Raw genomic sequence first — 2,505 nt, 5'->3', positions numbered from 1 at the left:
CGCCGGCCGACGCCTCGGCCGACGGGCGGGGCGCCGTGCCCGGTGCCGAGCGGGCCGGCCGCCCGTCCGCCCGGACCTCGTCGGAGACGTTCGGCCGCCGGCTGCTGCGCACCCTGCGCACGCCGCTCGGACTGGCGACCGTGGCCTCCGTCACCGTGCTGCTCCTCATGGCCGTCTTCGGTCCGTCGCTCGCCGGGGACGCCGCGAACCGCGTCGACACCGGGGCGATCGACCAGGGCGGCGGGGGCGCGCACCTGTTCGGCACCGACGGCCTCGGCCGGGACGTGGCGGCGCGGGTGCTGGTCGCGACCCGGCTCACCCTGGAGCTCACCCTGGCCGCCACCGCCATCGGGATGGCCGGCGGCCTGCTGCTCGGCCTGGCGCCGTCGGTGCTCGGCCGCCGCGCCGGCCGCCTGGTGACCGCCGCCGTGGGCGTGCTGGTGGCGTTCCCCGGCCTGCTGTTCGTCCTGGTCCTCGCGACGGTCTTCGGCGCGGGGAGCACGGGGGCGGTGCTGTCGGTGGGCCTGGCGCTCGTCCCGCCCGCCGCGCGCCTGGTGCAGAACCTGGCGGCGTCGGTGGCGTCCGCCGACTACGTGGCCGCCGCGCGCATCCTGGGGACGGGCCGGTTCCGGCTCGTCACCCGGCACGTCCTGCCGAACATCGCCGAGCCGGTGACGCTGTTCACCGCGCAGTCGGCGGCGCAGATCCTCATCGCGTTCTCGGGGCTGTCGTTCCTCGGCCTGGGCGTGCAGCCGCCCGCCTACGACTGGGGCCGCCTGCTCAACGAGCAGCTCGGCCGGATCTACGTCAACCCGCTCGCCGCGCTCGCCCCGGGCCTCGCGGTCATCCTCACCGGCCTGGTGTTCACGCTGGTCGGCGAGGTGATCGCGGAGGCCGGCGGACGGCGCACCCCGCACCCGCGCGCCGTCCCCGACCCGGCGGACGACCGGCCCCGCGCGTCCTCCTCCCGGGCGCCGGACACCGGCGAGGCCCACCCCGACGCGCACGCCGACGCGCACGCCGACGCGCTGCTGAGCGTGCGGGACCTGCGGGTCACCTTCCCCGGCGGACGGACGCCCGTCCGCGGCGTGTCCCTGGCGCTCGCTCCCGGCGAGGCCGTGGGGCTGGTCGGGGAGTCGGGCTCGGGCAAGAGCCTGACCGCCCTGTCGGTGGCGGGCCTGGCCCCGCACCCGGCGCGGGTGGACGCCGGCGAGCTGCGGTTCCGCGGCGCCGACCCCCGCTCGGGCGGCGCGCTCGGCACGTCGCTGGCCATGGTGTTCCAGGACCCGATGGCCTCCCTCAACCCCGCGCTCCGCGTCGGCCGCCAACTCGCCGAGGTCGCCGAGGTCCACCTGGGCGCCTCCCGCTCGCGGGCCGCCGCCCGCGCCGTCCAGCGGCTGGCGTGGGTGCGGATCGGCTCGCCCGAGCGGCGCGCCCGGCAGCGCCCGCACGAGTACTCCGGCGGCATGCGCCAGCGCGCGATGATCGGCATGGGGCTCATGGGCGAGCCGAGCCTCATCGTCGCGGACGAGCCGACCACGGCGCTCGACGTCACCGTCCAGCGCCAGGTGCTGGAGCTGCTGGCCGAGGTGCGGCGCGACTCCGGCGCGGCGCTGCTGCTCATCTCGCACGACATCGCCGTCGTCGCGCAGGTGTGCGAGCGGGTGCTGGTGATGTACGCGGGCCGGGTCGTGGAGGAGCTCCCGGTCGCCGACCTCGCCGGACGCGCCGCGCACCCCTACACGCGGGCCCTGGTCGGGGCGGTCCCGACCATGGGCACCGACCGGGGGACGGCGCTCGCCACGATCCCGGGCCGTCCTCCGGAGCCGGGGGACCGGCCGCGCGGCTGCGCGTTCGCGCCGCGCTGCGAGCGGGCGAGCGACCGGTGCCGCACCGCCGAGCCCGCGCTGACCGACAACGGCGAGGGCCGCCGCGTCGCCTGCTGGCATCCGGTCACCGACGCCGCCCGTCCGGCCGCACCGGCGGGCGAAGGGACCGCGCAGCGCCCGGAGGCTCTGGAGCGGAAGAGCACGGAAGCGCCGCGGGACGGCACCGGACCGGCGGCGCGCGGGACGGAGCCCGACGAGGGCGCGACGCGGACGGCACGGGACGGGGGAGCGCGATGAGCACGCTGGAGTTCCGCGGGGTCAGCATCCGCTACGGCCGGTTCACCGCCGTGGACGGCGTGGACCTCACCGTCCCCGACGGCGGCGTCACCGGCCTGGTCGGCGAGTCCGGCTCGGGCAAGTCGACTTTGGGCCGGGCGGCCGTCGGGCTGGCCCCGGTGGTCGCCGGGTCGATCCTGGTGGACGGCCGGGAGGTCGGCGGACGGCCCCGGCGCGGTCCCGTCCAGCTCGTCTTCCAGGACCCCTACGCCTCGCTCGACCCCCGCATGCCGATCGGCGCGTCCGTCGCGGAGGCGCTGCCCCGCGCGTCCCGCACCGTCGCCCCCGCCGCCCCGGCCGGCACCGGGAAAGCGGGCCGCGCCGGCCTGGCCGCCCGGCT

The 2,505-nt window shown here is 78.6% G+C and carries 2 protein-coding genes; both read left to right on the top strand.

Annotated elements, in window-relative coordinates:
• A partial coding sequence (locus DZF91_RS24960) for a dipeptide/oligopeptide/nickel ABC transporter permease/ATP-binding protein (RefSeq protein ID WP_235834533.1) occupies window positions 1–2,126 on the top strand: 2,126 nt, incomplete at its 5' end.
• On the top strand, window positions 2,123–2,505 hold a 383-nt coding region (locus DZF91_RS24955; protein WP_117359683.1), incomplete at its 3' end, for an ATP-binding cassette domain-containing protein. The genes DZF91_RS24960 and DZF91_RS24955, both read left to right, overlap by 4 nt.

Origin of the sequence: Actinomadura logoneensis (assembly GCF_003428695.1) — a bacterium.
GTDB classification, from domain to species: domain Bacteria; phylum Actinomycetota; class Actinomycetes; order Streptosporangiales; family Streptosporangiaceae; genus Spirillospora; species Spirillospora logoneensis.
Note: the sequence above shows the minus strand (reverse complement) of the source record. Positions and strands in the feature narration are given on the sequence as shown.